The sequence below is a fragment of the Actinopolyspora lacussalsi subsp. righensis genome (assembly GCF_900116555.1).
Taxonomy (GTDB): domain Bacteria; phylum Actinomycetota; class Actinomycetes; order Mycobacteriales; family Pseudonocardiaceae; genus Actinopolyspora; species Actinopolyspora lacussalsi.
Genome location: NZ_FPAT01000001.1, coordinates 51,373 through 67,712, shown reverse-complemented (window position 1 = coordinate 67,712; position 16,340 = coordinate 51,373). Strand labels below are relative to the sequence as shown.

At 65.5% G+C, this 16,340-nt stretch carries 21 protein-coding genes and 2 pseudogenes; 11 read left to right on the top strand and 12 right to left on the bottom strand.

What is annotated here, in order from left to right:
- Positions 1 to 244 precede the first annotated feature (244 nt).
- Positions 245 to 1,879: a murein biosynthesis integral membrane protein MurJ gene (gene murJ / locus BM394_RS00330; RefSeq protein ID WP_092972599.1), complete on the bottom strand. Its 1,635-nt coding sequence runs from the start codon at positions 1,877 to 1,879 to the stop codon at positions 245 to 247.
- 202 nt (positions 1,880 to 2,081) lie between these two features.
- Here murJ and BM394_RS00325 point away from each other — a divergent pair, with 202 nt between their 5' ends.
- Positions 2,082 to 2,477 (top strand): hypothetical protein, encoded by a 396-nt coding sequence (locus BM394_RS00325; RefSeq protein WP_092926549.1) that lies wholly within the window; start codon positions 2,082 to 2,084, stop codon positions 2,475 to 2,477.
- On the opposite strand, the gene BM394_RS22935 is transcribed toward BM394_RS00325, so the two are convergent.
- The 3 genes from BM394_RS22935 to BM394_RS00315 are packed head-to-tail and all read right to left on the bottom strand — an operon-like array spanning position 2,474 to position 3,836.
- Entirely contained in the window at positions 2,474 to 2,770 is a 297-nt protein-coding gene (locus tag BM394_RS22935; RefSeq protein WP_217643263.1) for a hypothetical protein, read from the bottom strand. The two genes, BM394_RS00325 and BM394_RS22935, sit on opposite strands and share 4 nt — an antisense overlap.
- The gene (locus tag BM394_RS22930; protein WP_217643262.1) at positions 2,743 to 3,129 is read right to left on the bottom strand and encodes a hypothetical protein; all 387 of its coding nucleotides are present in this window, start codon (positions 3,127 to 3,129) and stop codon (positions 2,743 to 2,745) included. Before BM394_RS22930 ends, BM394_RS22935 begins: the two co-directional genes overlap by 28 nt.
- A 53-nt stretch (positions 3,130 to 3,182) precedes the next feature.
- Positions 3,183 to 3,836 (bottom strand): hypothetical protein, encoded by a 654-nt coding sequence (locus BM394_RS00315; RefSeq protein ID WP_092973566.1) that lies wholly within the window; start codon positions 3,834 to 3,836, stop codon positions 3,183 to 3,185.
- A gap of 15 nt (positions 3,837 to 3,851) precedes the next feature.
- On the opposite strand from BM394_RS00315, the pseudogene BM394_RS00310 reads away from it, so the two are divergent.
- A pseudogene (locus tag BM394_RS00310) lies at positions 3,852 to 4,166 on the top strand (TetR/AcrR family transcriptional regulator); the annotation flags it as partial.
- A 215-nt stretch (positions 4,167 to 4,381) separates the two neighbouring features.
- Here BM394_RS00310 and BM394_RS00305 read toward each other — a convergent pair.
- The gene (locus tag BM394_RS00305; RefSeq protein WP_092972597.1) at positions 4,382 to 5,536 is read right to left on the bottom strand and encodes an acyl-CoA dehydrogenase; all 1,155 of its coding nucleotides are present in this window, start codon (positions 5,534 to 5,536) and stop codon (positions 4,382 to 4,384) included.
- A gap of 163 nt (positions 5,537 to 5,699) precedes the next feature.
- Here BM394_RS00305 and BM394_RS00300 point away from each other — a divergent pair, with 163 nt between their 5' ends.
- Entirely contained in the window at positions 5,700 to 6,452 is a 753-nt protein-coding gene (locus BM394_RS00300; RefSeq protein WP_092972595.1) for a TetR family transcriptional regulator, read from the top strand.
- A 149-nt stretch (positions 6,453 to 6,601) separates the two neighbouring features.
- Here the strand turns inward: BM394_RS00300 and BM394_RS00295 are convergent, their stop codons facing one another.
- Both BM394_RS00295 and BM394_RS00290 read right to left on the bottom strand, forming a co-directional pair.
- Positions 6,602 to 7,066: a GNAT family N-acetyltransferase gene (locus tag BM394_RS00295; protein WP_092972593.1), complete on the bottom strand. Its 465-nt coding sequence runs from the start codon at positions 7,064 to 7,066 to the stop codon at positions 6,602 to 6,604.
- Between the two features lie 84 nt (positions 7,067 to 7,150).
- Positions 7,151 to 7,507 carry a GntR family transcriptional regulator gene (locus BM394_RS00290; RefSeq protein WP_245779878.1) on the bottom strand — a complete coding sequence of 119 codons (357 nt, stop codon included), beginning with the start codon at positions 7,505 to 7,507 and terminating at the stop codon, positions 7,151 to 7,153.
- A gap of 48 nt (positions 7,508 to 7,555) precedes the next feature.
- Between BM394_RS00290 and BM394_RS22600 the strand changes: the two genes are divergently transcribed.
- Both BM394_RS22600 and BM394_RS00285 read left to right on the top strand, forming a co-directional pair.
- Positions 7,556 to 7,708 carry a hypothetical protein gene (locus BM394_RS22600; RefSeq protein WP_175529894.1) on the top strand — a complete coding sequence of 51 codons (153 nt, stop codon included), beginning with the start codon at positions 7,556 to 7,558 and terminating at the stop codon, positions 7,706 to 7,708.
- Positions 7,709 to 7,931: 223 nt separating this feature from the next.
- Positions 7,932 to 8,765 (top strand): alpha/beta fold hydrolase, encoded by an 834-nt coding sequence (locus BM394_RS00285; protein WP_217643259.1) that lies wholly within the window; start codon positions 7,932 to 7,934, stop codon positions 8,763 to 8,765.
- A 121-nt stretch (positions 8,766 to 8,886) separates the two neighbouring features.
- Here BM394_RS00285 and BM394_RS00280 read toward each other — a convergent pair whose 3' ends face one another.
- A complete protein-coding gene (locus tag BM394_RS00280; protein WP_092972589.1) occupies positions 8,887 to 9,066 on the bottom strand; it encodes a hypothetical protein in 180 nt (59 codons plus the stop codon).
- Between the two features lie 227 nt (positions 9,067 to 9,293).
- Here BM394_RS00280 and lplAB point away from each other — a divergent pair.
- Positions 9,294 to 10,343 (top strand): annotated as a pseudogene (gene lplAB / locus BM394_RS23575) (lipoate-protein ligase LplAB).
- Positions 10,344 to 10,418: 75 nt separating this feature from the next.
- On the opposite strand, the gene BM394_RS00270 reads toward lplAB, so the two are convergent.
- The 4 genes from BM394_RS00270 to BM394_RS00260 all read right to left on the bottom strand — a co-directional run bounded on the left by BM394_RS00270 (position 10,419) and on the right by BM394_RS00260 (position 12,697).
- Positions 10,419 to 10,640 (bottom strand): DUF5703 family protein, encoded by a 222-nt coding sequence (locus BM394_RS00270; protein WP_092972587.1) that lies wholly within the window; start codon positions 10,638 to 10,640, stop codon positions 10,419 to 10,421.
- Positions 10,637 to 10,945: a YncE family protein gene (locus BM394_RS23150; RefSeq protein ID WP_245779875.1), complete on the bottom strand. Its 309-nt coding sequence runs from the start codon at positions 10,943 to 10,945 to the stop codon at positions 10,637 to 10,639. Before BM394_RS23150 ends, BM394_RS00270 begins: the two co-directional genes overlap by 4 nt.
- Positions 10,946 to 10,982: 37 nt before the next feature.
- Complete coding sequence (locus tag BM394_RS00265; protein ID WP_245779874.1) at positions 10,983 to 11,642, bottom strand: YncE family protein; 660 nt, start codon at positions 11,640 to 11,642, stop codon at positions 10,983 to 10,985.
- 119 nt (positions 11,643 to 11,761) lie between these two features.
- Positions 11,762 to 12,697: an aldo/keto reductase gene (locus BM394_RS00260; RefSeq protein WP_092972585.1), complete on the bottom strand. Its 936-nt coding sequence runs from the start codon at positions 12,695 to 12,697 to the stop codon at positions 11,762 to 11,764.
- 299 nt (positions 12,698 to 12,996) lie between these two features.
- Here BM394_RS00260 and BM394_RS00255 point away from each other — a divergent pair, with 299 nt between their 5' ends.
- The 5 genes from BM394_RS00255 to BM394_RS00235 all read left to right on the top strand — a co-directional run bounded on the left by BM394_RS00255 (position 12,997) and on the right by BM394_RS00235 (position 16,249).
- Positions 12,997 to 13,818, top strand: coding sequence for an undecaprenyl-diphosphate phosphatase (locus BM394_RS00255; protein ID WP_281246409.1), 822 nt, complete (start codon positions 12,997 to 12,999; stop codon positions 13,816 to 13,818).
- Between the two features lie 35 nt (positions 13,819 to 13,853).
- Positions 13,854 to 14,540, top strand: coding sequence for a histidine phosphatase family protein (locus tag BM394_RS00250; RefSeq protein ID WP_175529893.1), 687 nt, complete (start codon positions 13,854 to 13,856; stop codon positions 14,538 to 14,540).
- A 20-nt stretch (positions 14,541 to 14,560) separates the two neighbouring features.
- Complete coding sequence (locus tag BM394_RS00245; RefSeq protein WP_092972583.1) at positions 14,561 to 14,998, top strand: DUF6314 family protein; 438 nt, start codon at positions 14,561 to 14,563, stop codon at positions 14,996 to 14,998.
- Complete coding sequence (locus BM394_RS00240; protein ID WP_092972580.1) at positions 14,999 to 15,751, top strand: M24 family metallopeptidase; 753 nt, start codon at positions 14,999 to 15,001, stop codon at positions 15,749 to 15,751.
- Positions 15,752 to 15,817: 66 nt separating this feature from the next.
- Positions 15,818 to 16,249 (top strand): hypothetical protein, encoded by a 432-nt coding sequence (locus BM394_RS00235; RefSeq protein ID WP_092972578.1) that lies wholly within the window; start codon positions 15,818 to 15,820, stop codon positions 16,247 to 16,249.
- The last annotated feature ends 91 nt before the right edge of the window (positions 16,250 to 16,340 follow it).

Sequence of the window (16,340 nt, the reverse complement as noted above, 5' to 3'; positions counted from 1 at the left end):
ACCTGCGCACAGTCGGTATGCAGCCGTTCACCAGCCGTCTCGCCCGCGAGGATAGAGAGAAGTTTCGAGATCTACCAGCATCGGAAGCAACTCATCGCGGGAAATTCCGATGTGGGATACGACCGCGGGGCGGTATCCGTTCGCTTCCGGTGCCCGTGTGCGCCGCTTACCACCCTCGTGGCAACTTCACGGTCGTACTTCCGCGAGCCGGGCCCTGCAGTGTGGCAGCGGAGAGGGGAGCAGGTCACACCCGATTCAGCAGTCCCCGCAGTCGTTGCCGGACGATGGTCATCTCCGGTATCGGCAACAACAGCATCAGTCCGAAGCCGAGGCCGAGCACGAGCGTGCCGCGAACTCCCAGGCCCACCCAGGCCGTGGCCACGTCACCGAGTCCGTGCATACTCCCTCCCAGCCAGTGCCAGACGAGGTACGCAAATCCGCAGCCCACTACCGAGGCAAGCAGCGACCACCCGACCCCGACCAGGGTCCGCCTGGTCTGTATCCGCCCGAGTCGGATGTGCAACCACCACTGGCCCACGGCGGCGCCCACGAGGAAGCTCAACGACATGGCCAGTGCCACGCCGATCACCAGGTCGCGCGGATCCAACCACATCAGCAGGGTGTAGCACACGACGGTGCGGAACACGACCATGATCACGTTGATCAGCATCGGCGTCCGGGCGTCCTTCATCGCGTAGAACGCCCGCAGCTGCAGCATCGTGATCGAGAACGGCACGATTCCGGCCGCTGCCACGCCGAGCGTGACCCCGAGACGGTCCGCGGCGCCGACACTGCCCTGGCCGAGCGAGAAGAACGCCACCCCGATACCCGATCCCGCCGTGAGCATGAACGCGCTCACCGGCATCAGCAGGATCGCACTCAACCGCGATCCCAACCCCACGTCGCGGACGAATCCCTCGGTGTCCCCCTCGGCTATCGAACGACTGATTCGCGGCATCAGCGCCTGCAGCAGTGAGACCCCCAGCACCCCGTAGGGAACCTGCGAAAGCAGCCACGCGTAGTGGAACGTCGCCACGCTTCCCGACGTGCCCTGTCCGGCCACCCGGATGGTCACGATCATGCCGATCTGGCTGACAACGGTATAGAGCACCACCCAGCCCGCGAGCGAACCGAACTCCGCCAGCCGCCGGTCCCAACCCCACCGCCAACGGAACCGGAAACCGGTTCTACGCAGCGAGAGCACCATCACCGCACTCTGTGCCGCGATTCCGAGCATCGTGCCCAGTCCCAGAATCAACAGCTTCGCCTGCCCCATCCGCACCGGATCGGCCGATATCTCGCCGGGAGTCACCGCGTACAGGCTCACCGTGGCTATGATCACCAGGTTGTTCATCACCGGTGCCCAGGCTGGTGGGCCGAACACCTGACGTACGTTGAGAATGGCCATCAGCAGTGCCGACAGGCCGTAGAACACGATCCCCGGCAGCAGTAGGTAGGCGAAGGCCGTGGTCAACTCGCTGTTGGCGCGGGTGTGCGAGCCGAGGTACAGCTCGGTCAGCAGCGGTGCCCCCAGCACTGCCAGTGTCGTTGCCGCCACCAGCAGAACCACGCCCATCGTGATCATCCACTGCGCGTAGGACTCGCCCTCCTCCGCACTGTTCTGCCGCGCGCCCACCAGCAGCGGAACGGCGACGCTCGTGAGCACGCCCCCCAGGAGCAACTCGTTGACCACGGTGGGCAGGGTGTTGGCCACGGTGTAGGAGTCGTTGATCATTCCCAGACCGAGTACCCACACCAGCAACACCTTGGCGAACAGTCCGCTGATCCTGCTGGCCATGGTGGCCACGGCCATGGCGCCGCTGGCGCTGCCCAGCGACGGCGTTCGCCCACGTGGTGGACGCTGGCGCTGCTCGACCACGGAAGTTCCCCCTGGCTGAAGTACGGCTGCTCAGGCACCGCCGAATCCGGTTGGTCAAACCGTAACGAAGCACTGAGCCGGTCGCGGGTTCGAAAACGCTCAACCACGTGATTTCGATGGAAAACTTCCGGTGCGAGCTGGGCTTATCGGGCGCATACTGACCCCTCCGGGGGAGTCGTGCCGACTCGACAGGGGAGGGGTGATGGGCGGTTCTCCGGTGTTTTCCGAAGATCTTCCGGCAGAGGTGCGGGTACTGGACAGTTGGCGCCGTGCGGGGGTGGACTGCGCGGTGGGGGAGCTGCGCGGGTTGTTCTACGGCTTCGCGCGGTTGGCGGGCCCGTCCAGCGGCTGGAGTCGTTATCGCCCAGGCCGGGTGAGCCGCGGTGGTGGTGAGGCGCTGGCCCCCGAGAAGCTGGGGGACTGGGTGGTGCTGGAGTTCGGACCGAGTGAGCGATTCTGGTCCCAGGAAGTGCGCGCCCGATTTCTCGGGGGAACCGGCGAACTGTCCGGGATGGACCGATGGGGGTGGGCCTGGGGGCTGAGCCGCATCCACGAGGAGGTCGACGAGTTCGTCGACGCGCAGCTCAGCCGTGGTTAGTGCGGTCCGTCCTCCCCGCTCCCCGGGCGGTGCCATCCATGTTCGCATAGCCACACCAGGCCGACCACCGCCAGATCGACCGCGGCGAGGATCAGGTAGGACGGTCCACCCGCACCCACCGATCTTTCGTACGTGGACGTGCCGCCGTCGGCGAACAGCGAATTGAGCAGCGTCACCACGAGGTTGTTGCAGACGTGGAACGCGATCGCAGGCAGCATCGTGCCGCGGAAGATGAGTTCCTCACCGGCGGCCTGTAGCGGGGTGGTCAGCACGACGACGAGGAGAAGCGCCACCGTCGTGTTGGTGATCTCGAAGCCGGTCCAGCCGGTGTCGCCCGGAGCGACGAGCTCAGGAGGCTGCGCCAGGGCACCTCGGCGAGCCGTACCACGAATGACACGGCCAGCAAGCCTGTCACCCCTACGCTGAGGTTGTTCGCCAGAAGCGTCAATGGCGTCATCACGTTCGTGAGCGGATCGTCCCTACCCGCGATCACCGCGGCCGCGTAGTAGAACACGAGCTGCAGCAGGACCATCACCACCGGCAGTACCGAGACGATGACCAGGGGTTTCCACCAGTTCATCCGGACATGGGCGCCGAACGGTCGGGATGTGTCGATCGGCGGGGCGGAGACGTCGAGGGGACGAGTAGGCATCGCGCACTCCCGGGGAGTTCGTGGTCGGCGAGAGGCACGGCGGCGCTTCGCGATCAGTTCGCCGCACCGTCGAGCAGCCAGTGGTATCGCAGGCGGAGGGCTCGTTCCACACCGGCTATCGCAGCCGAGGCGCCGAGCGTGAGGTTGAGCCACAGCGGCGGTTGGATCGGGGATTCGAAGCTTCCGAAGCGCTGGGCGACGGGTGGGATCTGCGAAACCGGTTCGACGATCTGCAGGAGGAGTAGGCAGGCGCCGATCAGGAGCAGGACCAGCGAGAGGAGACCGATACCGCGGCTGACCACGGGATGTTCCCGGTCCAGGCGTGCGCGGCGTCCTTCCGCCGATCGGGAGTCGGGGACGAGCTGCTTCTCGGCACCACCGGTGGTCATGTAGTGGCAGCGCTTGATCCCGAAACCGCTCATCGCCACCTCGATCGTGCCGCCCTCGACGGGAAACGCGGCGGGGAGCTTCGAGACGGCGTGCTGCCGATCGTCGAGGTAGAGGTGCGCCTCGACCTCCCCGGAACCCTGGTTCTGCCAGTGCCGCACGTCGACCGCGTAGTCCACCTGGGTCCCCGAGGGGCGCGGCAGACGGAGCCGGAACAGAGCGCGTCCCGGCAGCTGCCACCAACGGAAGCGTTGCAGTGCTCGACCGTCACCCTCGCGTACACGTCTCGCGGCACGTCGACGTCGCCACTCCTCGAACACGAACACCTCTCCCAAGTCGGCGAACAGGCGCGGGAGGCCTGGATCACGGTCTTCCGGACTTTCATCGTCCCCGAGCAGACCGATGAGATCCGCGCTGCGTACCTGGGCATGGAGCGCGAGGGGCAGCGTCGTGTCGAGTACTGGTTGAGCGTCCTGGTCGAGGAGGGCGCGCTCGCCGACGGCGACAACACGCGACGCGCCAGATTCCTCTGCACCGTCCTCAACGGCCTGTCGATCGAGCGGGCGCTCCCGGCCGAGGAGTCGATCCTGCGGTCCGAGGCCGAGACGCTCCACACCGCGGTCGATTGTGTCCTGAGCTCTCCCGCTTGAGTCCGGACCAAAGCGATCGGTGGACCGCTCGAACAGGGCTGAAACGTTCGGTGTGGGCGAGGTCTACAGCCCACCTTGGTCGAGATATCGGCCGGAGTTCCGCCGTACGTGTTTCGTGGGATGTGGCGACGTCGGCCTGGTCCGGCGGTCGACGATCGGACCGACCGCCGGACACGAGATCGACGGAGCACCGGAATCTCACGCCACGCCGATCCTCACTTCAACAGCGAGCGGGCCATCACCATGCGCTGGACCTGGTTGGTTCCCTCGTAGATCTGGGTGATCTTGGCGTCGCGCATCATGCGCTCGACCGGGAAGTCGCGGGTGTAGCCGGCTCCACCGAACAACTGCACCGCGTTGGTGGTGACCTCCATGGCCACGTCCGAGGCGTAGCACTTCGCCGCGGCGGAGATGAAACCGAGGTTGCCCTCCTCGCGCTCGGCACGTGCCGCCGAGACGTAGATCATGTGGCGAGCCGCCTCGATCTTCATCGCCATGTCGGCGAGCATGAACTGCACACCCTGGAAGTCGGCGATGGCCTGTCCGAACTGCTTGCGCTCCTTGACGTAGTCCACGGCGGCGTCGAGTGCTCCCTGCGCGATGCCCAGTGCCTGCGCCCCGATCGTGGGTCGCGTGTGGTCCAGGGTTCGCAGCGCGGTCTTGAAGCCGGTTCCCGGTTCACCGATGATGCGGTCCTCCGGGATGGTGCAGTCGTTGAAGTGGAGTTCGGCGGTCGGTGACCCCTTGATCCCGAGCTTTTTCTCCTTGCCGCCGACCTCGAAGCCCGGGTCGTCGGCGTGGACGACGAAGGCGCTGATCCCGTTCGGGCCCTTGTCCGGGTCGGTGACCGCCATGACCGTGTACCAACTGGACTCCCCACCGTTGGTGATCCAGCACTTGGTGCCGTTGAGTACCCAGTCGTTGCCGTCCCGGCGTGCCCGCGTCTTCATCGCGGCCGCGTCCGAGCCCGCCTCCCGTTCGGAAAGCGCGTAGGAGGCGGTGTGCTCACCCGCCGCGATGGAGGGCAGCACCTTGTGCTTGAGGTCCTCGGAGGCCGACAACAGGATCGGCATCGTGCCGAGCTTGTTCACCGCCGGGATCAGTGAGGAAGAGGCACAGACCCTGGCCACCTCCTCGATGACGATGCAGGTGGCCACGGAGTCCGCTCCCTGCCCGCCGTAGGCCTCCGGAACGTGAACCCCGGCGAACCCCGACTTCGACAGCGCGTGGAACGCCTCCCTCGGGTAGCGTTCCTGCTCGTCGCACTCCGCCGCGTAGGGTGCGATCTCCTTCTCCGAGAGAGAGCGAACAGCCTCCCGGAGCGCTTCGTGCTCTTCGGAGAGCTGGTAGGTGTCGAAGCTCGATTCCACGAGAGAGTCCTCCTGGTATGTGACACGGCCGTAGCCGGGCTTCCTGCTGTTTCTGCCTTGGGAACACACCTGAGATTGGCATCGAGTGCCGTGGTGCGGCATGTTGTCGCGATGCTAGCGGCACTGAGTGCCATCAGCAATCCTGGCCTGTTACATTACCGGCATGTCCGAGGGGAACTCCGGTGAGTCCAAGCCGCGCGCCGGCCGTACGGCGGACGGACGCCGTCAACTGCGTGGTGCGCTGGCCGTGGCCGCGCTCGACCTGTTCGCCGCCAAGGGCTACGAGTCCACTACCGTCGAGGACATCGTGGCGGCGGTGGGGGTCGGGCGACGTACGTTTTTCCGGCACTTCCGCTCCAAGGAGGAAGTGGTGTTCCCGGACCACGACGAGCGTCTCGCCGGGGTCGTACGCGAGCTCGAACAGGCCGGGGAATCCGAACCGCCGATGTCGGTGGTGTGCCGTACAGCGGAGACGGTGCTGGACATGTATCTGGCCGATCCCGAGGTTTCGTTGAAGCGTTTCGAACTGACCAGGCAGGTTCCCTCGTTGCGCGACCGCGAGATCGTCAGCATCGATCGCTATCAGCGGGTCTTCGCACGTTATCTCCGACAACGGTTCTCGGAGCCGCCCGACGCGGAACTGCGGGCCGCTGTCACCGCCGCCACGGTCGTGGCCACGCACAACCACGTGTTGCGTCGTTGGCTGAAGAGCGGGGGAGGGTTCGACGCGCGTGCGGCGCTCCGGGAAGCGCTGCACGAAGTGACGGCCGAAGACACGCGCGTCTCGTCTCCGGAGTCGGCCGCCGACACCGGAGAGGTCGTTGTCGGTGTCGTTCGTACCTCGACATCCGTTCACACGGTGCGTGAACGAGTCGAACGTGTGCTCCGTGAGGTGGCCGAGAACGACTCGGACTGAGCAAGCCGTCCCGACACTCGACGTGGGCCGTAGTACGTTTTCGATAAATTGCATCTGTTGTTTCAGTGTTGAATGAAATAAAAACACAACATCAACCAGACCAAACCACAAAGAAGAACCAAGAAACGCTTCGAACCACGAGAGAGCAACTACAGCTCAAGAGTCATGTGGACGCTGTTGACGCTGGGGGCGTAGTCCCCGAACGGTTCGCAGATCCGGAAGCCGGTCGATTCGTACAACAGGCGAGCGGGAGTGAAATCCGCGTTGCTCCCGGTCTCCAGGCTTATCCGCGAGTAGCCGTTCGAACCTGCCCACTCCACGAGCTGACGCAACATCGCTCGTCCCACACCGCGTCCCCGGGCCGACTCCGCGGTGTGCATCGACTTGAGTTCCAGGTGGAACGGTTCGATCCGTTTGAGTGCACCGATGGCCAGCAGCTCGGAGTTGTCGCACAGGCCGAAGAAGGAGACCTCCTTCGAGTCGAGGCCCGTTTCGTCGAGCGCATAGCACTCCTCCGCCGGGCTGTGGTCCCGGGTGAACCTCAGATGCCGGCCGAGCAGTTCCCTCACTTCCGTGGAGTTGGGATCCTCGGTTCGGATCGCGAACTCGTGCATGACCTCAGTTTGTCACACGCCTTCGGCGTCGCGGACCGTTCTCGCACGACTCGCGAGCCGACTTGTTCGATCGGCCGGTTCCGTTCACGACCGCCTGGCGAGCAACGCTGCCAATTCTCCTCTGGTGACCCCCACACGGGCCGCTTCCGCCAACAACTCGTCGGCCAATCGATAGAGCCGAGCGAGGTCGGGTTTCGCCAGCACGGTGGCTCCGTGTCCCCTGCGTAGCTCGATCAACTCTTCGGTTGCCAGCTCGCGGTAAGCACGCAGGACAGTGTTGAGGTTGACTTGGAGCTGCTTGGCCAGCTCACGCGCGGTGGGGAGACGTTCTCCCGGCGAGAGGGCCCCTTCGCTGATCGCACGACGGATCACACCGGTGATCTGATCGTGCAGCGTGACACCGAGGTCGGGGTCCAATCGGAGCTCCATAACTAGTGACATTAGCACAATTTGTGCTAGTCTTACTAGCACAAATAAGGAGGTGCGTGCATGGACGCCGAGACAGTGATCGCAGTCATCGCCGCGGGGATCGCGGTGTTGCTCACGCCCGTCTACATCCTGCTGCTGACCAAGGGAGTACGTTCCCTCGGAGACATCAGGGACATGCTCACCCGTCCCCCCGGCGGTCACCGCGATCGGTAAACCTCGTGTTGGCAGCGTCCGAAGGCTCAGCGGTGGTGAATCGTCCCGATACGGGAGTCGTACGAACACGATCACCACCGTGTCGTCGTGACATCACCTCGTTCAGTGGTGACAGCAAACGTGGTGCCAGTGCTGGCAGCGTCCTGTTCGGCCACAGCTCACCCTCGGTTCCGAGGTGCCTCTCCCGACAGCGACAGTGGGATTGATTCGACAGTTGTGGCCAATGACAGGGCTCGTGCTCGACGACGGCCCGCTGACCGTAAGGAGCAACGGCATGGACACGGCGGTTTTCACGTCTTTCGACGGTGCCGAGATCGCGTATCACACCTGGGAACCACGGGTAGCCGCCGAAGGGGTTCCTCCAGTGGTGCTGCAGCATGGCTTCGCGGCGAGCACGGAGTCGAACTGGGTGGGGCCCGGTGTGGTCGATGCGCTACTCGAATCCGGTCGGCGGGTGGTCGGTGTCGACGCACGCGGGCACGGTCGTTCGCAGAAGAGCGGGGATCCGGCCTTCTTCGGTGAGCGGAACATGTCCCGTGATCACCAGGCGTTGTTCGATCGGCTGGAGCTGTCCGAGGTCGATCTGGTCGGCTACTCGATGGGGGCGATCGTTTCGCTGCTTACGGCCAGTCGGGATCGACGTGTTCGTCGCCTGGTCGTGGGTGGGGTCGGTGGGGCTGTCGTCGAGCTCGGCGGGGTCGACACCGGCGCGTTGGATGGTGGTGGGGAGCTGGTTTCGGCGCTGCGTGCCGACGATCCCACCAACCTTACCGGACCGGCCGCGGAGTTCCGCCGATTCGCCGAGGCCAACGGTGCCGATCTTCCCTCGCTGGCGGCGCAGGCCGCGGCGGTCCATGACACCCCGATCGAGCTGCCCGCGATCACAGCCCCGACCGCGCTGATCGCGGGCACCGAGGACTACTTGGCCCGGAATCCCGAACGACTCGTCGAGGCACTTCCACACGCGACCCTGTCCACTCTCACCGGGGACCACCTCGGTGTGGTGCGTGAGAAAGCTTTCGCCTCGACCATCGCCAGTTTCCTGGACGTGGGCTGATCACTCGCGCTCGAGGGTGTTCTCCGTGGTGTGGTGCAGTGAATTTATTCATGCTGTTATTTCAGTGTTGAACGAAATAAAAACCAAATAAAACAAAACCTACCAAGTACGGAATAAATACTCAGTCATAACCGCGAACGAAGTGCGTCTCCTCAAGATCATCGGACTCCCACATGGTGGTGGTGTCGCTGAAGTGGTAGGCGCTCTGCCTCGGTATCCGCAGTGCTGCCGTCCGCATCGCTTCCTGATCGAGGGGAGTGGTGGTGACGGGGTGCTTGGCTTCGTTCTGTTCGGAGTGCACGGTGTACTCCTTAGCGGGAGGTGGTTGTATCCGCCCATCATGCGGCTCCCACATTGCGTGCGCATTCCGATTGGCGTGTCCTCGAGGTAAACGTACTCGGATTGAGGAACGTCACCGCGACTCGTTCCGCATCTCACAACTTCGCAGCGCTCGTGGGGAGTCGTGGCTTGTGCTGCCTAGAGTTGATTCTCGGACGGATGACGCGGCGCTGGGAGTGAGGTACACGGGTGCACGGTGAGTACAAGGTTCCGGACGGGAAGCTGGTTTCGGCCGATGTGGAGGTGGTGGACCAGCGATTGAGTCGGGTGCGGATCAGCGGGGATTTCTTCCTGGAGCCCGACGAGGCGTTGGAAGATCTCAATCGGTCGTTGCGGGGCGCTTCCGTGAATGCGGACACCGAGACGCTGACCGCTCTTGTCCGGCAGGGACTCGATCCCGAGACACGATTGGTGGGGTTCACCGTCGAGTCCGTGGCCGTGGCGGTGCGGCGCGCGGTGACCGGGTCGACGGGGTGGCTCGATCACGAGTGGCGGTTGGTGCGGGAGTCGGCTCGTTCGCCGTTGATGCACATGGCGTTGGATCAGGTGTTGGCCGAGGAGGTGGCCGCCGGGAACCGGCCTCCCACGTTGCGCTTCTGGGAGTGGGCCGCTCCGTAGGTGATCATCGGCAGTTTCCAGTCGGTGCGCAATGAGGTGGACATGCCCAGCGCCGAACGGTACGGGGTGGAGGTGGTTCGACGTATCACCGGTGGTGGTGCGATGTTCGTCGAACCGGGCAACACCGTGACCTACTCGCTGTACGCGCCGAGTTCGCTGGTGGCGGGAATGTCGTTCGCCGCCTCCTACGCCTTTCTCGACGATTGGGTGCTGCAGGTGCTGCGGGAGTTGGGGCTGAACGTGTGGTACCAGCCGCTCAACGACATCACGTCCGACGGCGGAAAGATCGGTGGTGCGGCGCAGAAGCGGGTAGCGGCGGGGGCGGTGCTGCATCACGTGACGATGTCTTATGACGTGGATGCGGAGAAGCTTGGGCAGGTGCTGCGGGTCGGTGGGGTGAAGCTCTCGGACAAGGGGGTCGGCAGTGTCGTCAAGCGGGTGGATCCACTGCGACGTCAGACGGGATTGGAGCGGCAGGTCGTGATCGATCGGTTGGTGGGCGGTTTCGGTGCCCGGCACGGACTTGTCGAGGATCGCATCACCGAGGACGAGCGGCGCCGCGCCGAGGAGTTGATCTCCGAGAAGTTCGCCACCGAGGAGTGGTTGCACCGGGTTCCCTGATCGGTGGTTTCCCGGGCCGCGGGAATGGTGTGGGCTTGTGCGGTTTCGGGTGGCTTTACTGCCGGGTTCGCCCCTTCAGGGCAGTGGGTTGGGCAGGCCTGGGGTGGTGCGTCGGCGACGTAGCCATACCTTGCGGGTGCCGTCGGAGTACAGCAGCACGCGGGAGAGTTCCCAGCCGGCGAATTCGGCGTGGATGCTGAGTCTGGTCGCCGCGCTGAGCCGGGATACCCCGGCTGGTAGGCGCAGCGGTTGGTACTCCCAGTCGGGGTCCGCTCCCGTGGATCCGGTGTCGGTCAATTTCGTACCACCTGTAGGCCGTCCCCGGTCGCCGAGGCGATGTAGATCGTCCCGGTGTGGGGGTTCACCGCCACCGAGTTCGGTTGCCTGACGGTCGGTAGGCGGTGGGCTTCACGCGGTTGCCCGCCTGCCGTGTCGTAGCCGACGAGTTGGTTGCGTGCGGTCAGTGTGACCCAGGCTAGGTCGCGCCGGGGCGCGAACGCGAGTGCGTAGGGGGAGCCGGGGACGGGATAGCGCTGTTTCATGATCAGGGGGTCGGTGGCGAAGGCCATGATCTCCTCGCCGCGGGTGTCGATCGCCAGCACGCGGCCGAATTCGTCGGCGATCGCGTTGGTGGCGCCTTCACCGGCGCGTAGCGCTGGTTGCTTGTCGCCGGAGTTGATCTCGATCGGGGTCAGTGAGGTGGTGAGCCGGTCGAGAACGACGACTGTGGAGCCGCGTCGCACGAGGTCGTCGGCGCCGGGGAATCCATCCGTCGACGCGTTGTTGGATCTCGCCGTCGCGCAGTATGGCGACGTCGTCGGTTTGTGAGCGGCTGACGAAGAGTTCGTCGCCGACGTCGAGTGCGTTGGTGGGCGAGCCCGGCACGTCGGTGCGTTGGGTGATCCGTGCGGTGTTCGGATCGATGCGGGCGACGGTGTCGGCCTCGGGCAGTGCTGCCAGCAGGGTGGTGCCGTCCGGGCCGAGGCGCAGTGAGCTCGCCGGGGCGGGAAGTTCGACGGTGCGGGGTTTCTGTCGTGGTGCGTTGGTGTCGAACAGGCTGATTCGGGCGGGGTCGGTGTTGGTCAGGGCGAGGGTGTGTCGTCGTGGGACGAGCGTGATGTGTTCGGTGGCGGGGGCGGGTACGACCGTGCCTGCCGGTTGGGTGCGTGGTTGGGGGGCGGGGGCAGGTGTGGCCGAGGTGAGCTGGTCGGTGACCTGCAGTGGGCGGGAGGTGTTGTCGCCGGAGCATGCGGTCAGTAGTGCGACTGCGGCCAGACATGTGGTGATCAGGCGACGCAACGACGATCTCCCCTGGGTGTGCGGGAACGGACTGGTTCCCAGGGTCCCGCATTCGGTTGTGGGGTTGTGACAGGGTTGCTCGTCGCGGTGTGCGGGGTGGCCGGGGTGGGGTCGGTGGTTCAGTGGTCGTTGTGCGGATCGCTGACGTCGTCGAGTGCGGCTTGGATGGCCGGTGGGAGAGTGATCTCCTCGCAGCCGAGGCAGGTTTTGAGCTGTTCGTGGGTGCGGGCGCCGAGCACGGGGGCACCCACGGTGGGGCGGTCGCGGATCCAGGCGAGCGCGACGGCCGCAGGTGAGGTGCCGAGTCCGTCGGCGGCTGTGGTCACGGCGTGTGTGATGCGTGCGGCGCGGGTGGTGTCGTGGTGGTCGATGTAGGCCGTCAGGTTCGGGTCCGCACGGCGGGAGTCGGGTGGGGTTTCGTCGAGGTATTTGCCGGTGAGGATGCCGCGGCCGAGTGGTGCTTGGGCGAGTGCGGAGAGCTGGTGGTGTTCGGCCGCGGGGAGGAGTCGGTTTTCCGGTGTGCGCCGCAGTAGGGAGTACTCGGTTTGTGTGCTGGCCAGTGGTAGGTGTGTGGGGAGTGTCCGGCGCAGTGTGGCGGTGGTGGCCAGTTGCCAGCTGTGTTGTTCGGACAGCCCGATGTAGCGCACTTTGCCGCTGTTGACGGCGTGTTGGAGTGTTTCCAGGGTTTCCTGTAGGGGGATGTTCGGGTTCCAGCCTCGTAGTTGCCACAGGTCGATGTGTTCCACGCGCAGGCGGCGTAGTGAGCCGTGCAGGCAGTCGAGCAGGTTGGTGCGGGATGTGGCTCGGAGCTCGGTTTGGGTGGCGATGGTCAGCCGTTCGCGCGGGACGGTGGTTTCCAGCAGTTCACCGAGGATGGCTTCGCTGCGGCCCTGTTGGTAGGTGGGTGAGGTTTCCAGCAGGGTTCCGCCGGCTTCGTGGAAGGTGGCCAGTTGGGCGGCTGCTTGGTCGGTGTGGGTGCTGTATCCCCAATTCATGGTGCCCAGTGCGAGTCGGGACACGTGTAGGCCGGTGTTGCCGAGTTGTCGTTGTCGCACGAGGGCACAGCGTATTCCTGGTGTGGTCGTTTCGCTGTGTGTCGGGGCCGACACGATTCGTCCGCGTGGTGGCTCGTATCACAGCGCCGCTGTGGTGGTGGGGGTGGGGCACGGGTGTTGCGTGGTGGCCTGTTTCTGCGGGAAAGCGGGTTTGCCCTGGAGGTTGTCGGTGGTGGGGGCGCTCCTGGGTTGGTTCGGGGGATGCTGCAAGATCTTTGGGGCGGGAGGGGTTGTAGAGATGGCGTCCCGGTGGGTGGGCGCGAAATTCGACTGTGCTGGAGTGGGTTTCGTTGACGTGGTTGCAGGCCGTGGTGCTTGCGGTGGTTCAAGGGCTGACTGAATTTCTGCCCGTCTCGTCGTCGGGGCATTTGCGGATCGTGTCGCAGTTGCTGTTCGATACCGATGCCGGGGCTTCGTTCACGGCGGTTACCCAGATCGGCACGGAGCTGGCTGTGGTGATCTATTTTTTCGGCGATATCGTGCGGTTGATCGGAACGTGGTTTCGCGGGATGGTCAACGCCGAGATTCGCCGGACGCAGGATTACCGGTTGGCGTGGTATGTCATCGTGGGTAGCATTCCCATCGGTATTCTGGGGTTCTTTTTTCAGGATCTCATTCGTGGTGCGTTGCGCAGTTTGTGGATCACCGCTACGACGTTGATCGTGTTCGGTCTGTTGTTGGGGGTGGCCGAGCGTTACGGGCCGCAGTTGCGTAAGCAGGCGGAGTTGCGGCTCAGCGATGGTGTGCTGATGGGGTTGGCGCAGTCGTTGGCGCTGGTGCCGGGTGTTTCCCGGTCCGGCGGCACGATCACCGCGGGGTTGGCGTTGGGGTTGAACCGGAGCACGGCGGTGCGGTTTTCCTTCCTGCTGGCGATTCCGGCGGTGTTCGCCGCGGGGTTGCTGGAGCTGGGTCATGTGTTCAATCCCGAAGGGCCGGGGGTGCAGCCCAGCGGTCCGCAGATGCTGGTGGCCACGATTCTGGCCGGTTTGGTCGGTTACGCCTGCATCGCGTGGTTGTTGCGGTATGTGGAAAAGCACAGCGTTTACCTGTTCGTCTGGTGGCGTGTGGTCGTCGGTGTGGCGGTGTACGTGTTGTTGACGTTCGGGGTGCTGCAGGCCTGACCCAGCGGGGCCCGGGCGGCACGTATGCTGGCGCCGTGGCGACGGTGATTTTGCTGCGACATGCCCGTTCGGCGGCCAACGGCGCCGGTACGCTCGCCGGTCGCACGCCTGGTGTCGGGTTGGACGAGCGCGGGAGGGAACAGGCGGCCGGCCTCGCCGAGCGGCTTGCGCCCGTCCCGTTGCGAGCTTTGGTGGCTTCTCCGTTGCGGCGTTGTGTCGACACGCTGTCCGGGCTTTCCGGGCAGCGTGGTCTGGCGGTGGAGACCGAGCAGGATCTGGCCGAGGTCGACTACGGTGACTGGACCGGGCGTTCGGTGCGGGATTTGAGTGAGGAGCCGCAGTGGAAGGTGGTGCAGCAGCATCCTTCGGCCGCGGTGTTTCCCGGTGGTGAGGGGCTGGCCGGGGTGCAGGCCAGGGCCGTGGCCGCGGTACGTGCGCACGACGCGCGGTTGGCGGCCGAGTACGGCGAGGAAGCGGTGTGGTTGGCGTGCACGCACGGCGATGTGATCAAGGGGATTCTGGCCGACGCGTTGGGGCTGCATCTGGACGGTTTTCAGCGGATCGTGGTCGAGCCGTGCTCGTTCAGCGTGGTGCGCTACACCGATACGAGGCCGTTCGTGCTTCGGATCAATGACACCGGGACCGACCTGTCTGGGCTGTTGCCCGCCGAGCGGAAGGACACCTCGGGCGATGCCGTGGTTGGGGGGTCGACGGGCGGTTGACTGGTTCGCGCCGTTATCCCGTGCTCGATTTGAGCGCGTTTCTGGTGGGCTCGTGGTCGTTGCACCGAACGATTCTCTCGCCGGAGGGGCAGCGGTGGGGTGAGTTCACCGGTTCGGCATCGTTCACACCCGCTGGTGAGGTGTTGACCTATGGGGAGTGGGGAACGCTGCGGCTCGGTGGTTATCAGGGCTCGGCTTTTCGGCAACTGCGGTATCAGCTGACCGGGCCGGGGCAGGCCGCGGTGTATTTCGACTACGGTGATTTCTTCCACGAGTTGGATCTGCGTGAGGGGCACTGCGACACCACTCATCCGTGTCGCGACGATCTCTATCGCGGTGAGTTCGAGGTGCTCGACGCCGACACGTGGTGGCAGTGCTGGGAGGTCTTCGGGCCGACGAAGAACCACACGCTGCGTACCGAGTTCCGTCGCGGTGACTCCGGGGGACGGGGAATGTGAATGCGTCACCGTGTCGAACTCCGCGGTGATGACGAGATCGGGCTGTTGAGCTCGGCGGGTGCTGCCGTGGCAGCCGCGTTGACGGACGTGAGCGGGCGGATACTTCCCGGGGTGTTTCCCGCCGACCTCGAGCGGGCCGCGGTGGCGTCGCTGACCGAGTGCGGCGCGGCGCCGGCGGTACCGATCCCCGGCGGTGGCGCACGTGCGTTGTCGCTCTCGCGTAACGACGTGGTCTGTGGTGGCCCGCCGGCGGGGGAGTGGCTGCGTGCCGGTGAACTGGTGACTGTGGAATGTGCGGCGAGCGTGGCCGGTTGGTGCGCCTGGTCGGCGTTGGGGACGTCGGTGGGGGTTCCCGCCGAGTCGGACCTCCGGTTGACGGAGACGGCTGCCGAGGCGCTGCGTAGCGGCATCGCGGCCGTGTCGGTGGGCAACCGGTTGGGGGAGGTCGCGCACGCGATCGGGGTGGTCGCGCGGGGCGCCGGCTGCGGCATGCCGGTGGGGTGCGGTTACGGGATCGGCCGCCGGGTGTGTGAGGGCCCCGTGGTTCCGGCACCTGGGAAGCGGTCGACGGGTGTGGCGTTGCGTCCGGGGTTGGTGTTCACGGTCGCGGCCGGGGTTTGTGACAGCGGCAGTGACGAGGGTGTGCGTGGGCAGGACGGTGTTGTGACCACCGGCGACGGCAGTCGGGCGTGCGTGTTCGGCCACACCGTGGCGGTCACCCGCTGGGGGCCGCGGGTGCTGACCAGCTCGTGATCACCGGCGTTTTCTGCTGAGCAGAAACGGATGCCCGGTCACGGGTGAGCTCGTCACCGTGGGGGTATGAGCGGACGGCGACTCACGAGAGGGATCTACCGCGAGCTGATCAGCGGCGTGGTGCTGGCGCTGTTGACCGCGTCGTGCTGGTGGGGCTGGATGGCGTGGGACCACAGTTATCACACCGACCCTGCGACGGGGACGGCCAGCGGCCCGTACCAGGCGTGGCAGGTGATCGGCTGCGTGGTGTGCCTGCTCGGGCTGGGGGTGTTCGCCACTGTCAGACTTCCTTGGTGGCTGGTGCTTGCGATCATGCCGCTGTCGTTCACCGCGGCGTGGTCGTGGACGGCCGCCAACACCGACAGCACCGGGCTGTGGGGTGTCGGCGCGGTGCTGGTCTTTACCGGCATGCTGGCCGGAACGGGGCTTGTCACCGGACTGACCACCGCCGTTCGTTCCAGCGGCACGCGAGCCGGGAAGCCCCCGTCGGGCCGGTGAGAGCTCCTGCCGCTGGGCAGTCGGGACGCGAGGACGACAGCGGAAGCAGAGTCATAAGGATCGCTCACGGTTCGACAGACGCCGTGCGCGT